This is a genomic window from Ruminococcus sp. 210702-SL.1.03 (assembly GCF_020559915.1).
Taxonomy (GTDB): domain Bacteria; phylum Bacillota; class Clostridia; order Oscillospirales; family Ruminococcaceae; genus YE71.
On the sequence record NZ_JAJCLZ010000070.1, the window covers coordinates 1 to 2,380 of the forward strand.

Sequence of the window (2,380 nt, forward strand, 5' to 3'; positions counted from 1 at the left end):
TATCGCCGATTTTTAAGTTTTCAGCGGAGGTCAGAAAGGTCATTTACACCACCAACGCCATCGAAAGCCTTAACAGCGGCTATCGCCGCCTGAACAAGCAGAGGAGCGTATTTCCGAGCGATACGGCGCTCCTGAAGGCTTTGTATCTGGCAACTCATGAAATAGCGAAAAAATGGACTATGTCGCTAAGAAACTGGGGCAGAGTTCTGGGAGAGCTTGAAATCATGTATCCCGACAGGCTCGGCTGAGCGAGCCGCTGAAAATCAGCCTGATTCCATTGCGCTGCGCTCCATGCCATCAGGCTGATTTTCAAAAAGAACCTTGACAAATTACAGTATTTATTGTATACTGTAAAAAATCGGAGCGGCAAATTTTTCATATCGCTCCCAACTAACGTTTTTATCACAGTTGATTAATTTACAGAGATTTTTTCGCAGAGCCTCTTATTGTAATTAGGATAGTCAAACGGAATAACCTCATTATCGGCACGAATAGTTTCTCCGTAATCACTTTTGTATTTATTTATCTTCATATCGTTATCAGCGTCAGTAAAATGCAATGAATAGCTTATAAAACCATCGTTTTCATAGCGCACATAGGAATCACTTTTATCAAAACCATTTATTTTGGCATTTTGCTGTTGAAATCAGTGTATACCGGATCAGAAGTTTTTATCTTTACAAGAAGATCAACATAATACGCCTCATCAGATAGTCCTTGCGTATGAATTGTTATCGTCCTTGCTTTATCTTCTGCCGCATATACAATGTTTTGTGAAATGTAAAGCACAGAAACAATCAATGTAAATATAACAGCTACTATGCTATTCTTCACTACAATTCCTCTTAGTTATGATATGTATAAAATATTGCTGAACCCAGACAGTTTATACCCAATGTATTCTTCATATTCATCATAATCAATAAAATATTTTCCTCCCCAAGAATAGAAATTTTCATGATATTCTGGTAACTGTTCACTCCATTTAGCAAAATTTTTCCAATTGCTTACCGAAAGATTATTTTTTCCTTAGAATAACGATTGTAAGAATAATAAATAATACAACAGCAATAATTAGATATAATACAAACAATTTGGCATTGAGCATTCCAATTAAACCTATTTCTTTATGATCTTTTTTCCACCAAATGAGTATGATAGATATTATTAAGATAATAATGATATTTATGATCCACAAAATAGTGATTGCTTTTTTCATTATTCATCCTCCCATAGTTACTCATGAATGAAAACTACTGAAATTGCCCAATGAAAGAGTAGATTTCTACACTTTCATCAAATGTTCTCAAATTAATTTTAAGGCCTTTAGGTTACCACAAGCATATTCGTCAATCATATCAATCACTTTTATGCAAATAAAACCAAACTTAAGGATAGATTTAAAAATTCCAAATAGGTCCCGCAATAAAGTACATCCAAAACCATGCGGTAAACAGACTAAATAGTTCAGAAACAATCCAATAGACAATCTTATGGACTGTTGAAGATAGAGGTGCGATGAAATAGACTACGAACAGAAGAATTTCCAGTAGCAGAAAAAAGGATAACTCCAGCCATACCGCTTTTCTGCCAAGAACCGTATTTGTAATACCGATTCCTGCAATTACGACGAAATATAGTATGTGTAAAGCCAAAGCAACCAATAATTTCAGAATTAATTTTTTCATAAACTATACTCCAAAACTGAATACAAATCATAAACAAATGAGTTGGACTTTTCTTTTATTCTATTCTTTACAACAGATAGTATTGCATTTGTATCAATTTGGTCATCTTGATAAATGAGATTCCAGGCTCTTGTAGCAACCAATACACAGTTGTTCCAAAGCAAATCATATGTGTTGTGATCATTATGATATTGTATTAGTTTATCCCACTGATCCTGTGTAATTTTCTTAGTATAGGCGTAGTTTTTATCATATTCCTGCTTAAAATCACTTGGGTTTGAAGAATCATAGTTTTCTTTATAATTATTTGCTTCAACAGCAAATTCTCTGTTGAAGTAGATTCCTGCCACATCACTCTCACTGCCACTAGAGGAGCCACTAGAAGGTCCTGCAGAACTGCCACTTGAACCACCTGAACTACCAACAGAACTGCCACCGGAATTTGATCCACTTTCACCAGAAACTGAAGAGCCACCAACAGCAGCTCCCGCATTTCCGATTGAAACAGACTGTCCACATTGAATATCATAAAAGCATGGGTCAACCTTATTCCAAGTTTGATAGGTATAGCCACGAACAAATCCTGTGAAATCAAGCGTGTCATTAACAGCACTTTTGTATACAAGAAATCCGTGTCCTGATATAGTATAATAAAACTTGACACTCCAACCTCAAAGAAGTAAAATAGAAAG

Annotated in this window: 5 protein-coding genes; 1 reads left to right on the top strand and 4 read right to left on the bottom strand. The window is 35.4% G+C overall.

What is annotated here, in order from left to right; all coding sequences use genetic code 11:
- Positions 1–248: transposase (locus LI114_RS13270; RefSeq protein ID WP_227221068.1), on the top strand; the 248-nt coding region annotated here is incomplete at its 5' end.
- 373 nt (positions 249–621) lie between these two features.
- Here LI114_RS13270 and LI114_RS13275 read toward each other — a convergent pair.
- The 4 genes from LI114_RS13275 to LI114_RS13290 form a co-directional block, all read right to left on the bottom strand.
- Positions 622–834, bottom strand: coding sequence for a hypothetical protein (locus tag LI114_RS13275; RefSeq protein WP_117905894.1), 213 nt, complete (start codon positions 832–834; stop codon positions 622–624).
- A gap of 184 nt (positions 835–1,018) precedes the next feature.
- A complete protein-coding gene (locus LI114_RS13280) occupies positions 1,019–1,219 on the bottom strand; it encodes a hypothetical protein (RefSeq protein ID WP_117905893.1) in 201 nt (66 codons plus the stop codon).
- A gap of 181 nt (positions 1,220–1,400) precedes the next feature.
- Positions 1,401–1,688, bottom strand: coding sequence for a hypothetical protein (locus LI114_RS13285; protein WP_117928500.1), 288 nt, complete (start codon positions 1,686–1,688; stop codon positions 1,401–1,403).
- Positions 1,685–2,038 carry a hypothetical protein gene (locus LI114_RS13290; RefSeq protein ID WP_227221069.1) on the bottom strand — a complete coding sequence of 118 codons (354 nt, stop codon included), beginning with the start codon at positions 2,036–2,038 and terminating at the stop codon, positions 1,685–1,687. The genes LI114_RS13285 and LI114_RS13290 overlap by 4 nt, the downstream gene beginning before the upstream one ends.
- Positions 2,039–2,380 lie beyond the last annotated feature (342 nt).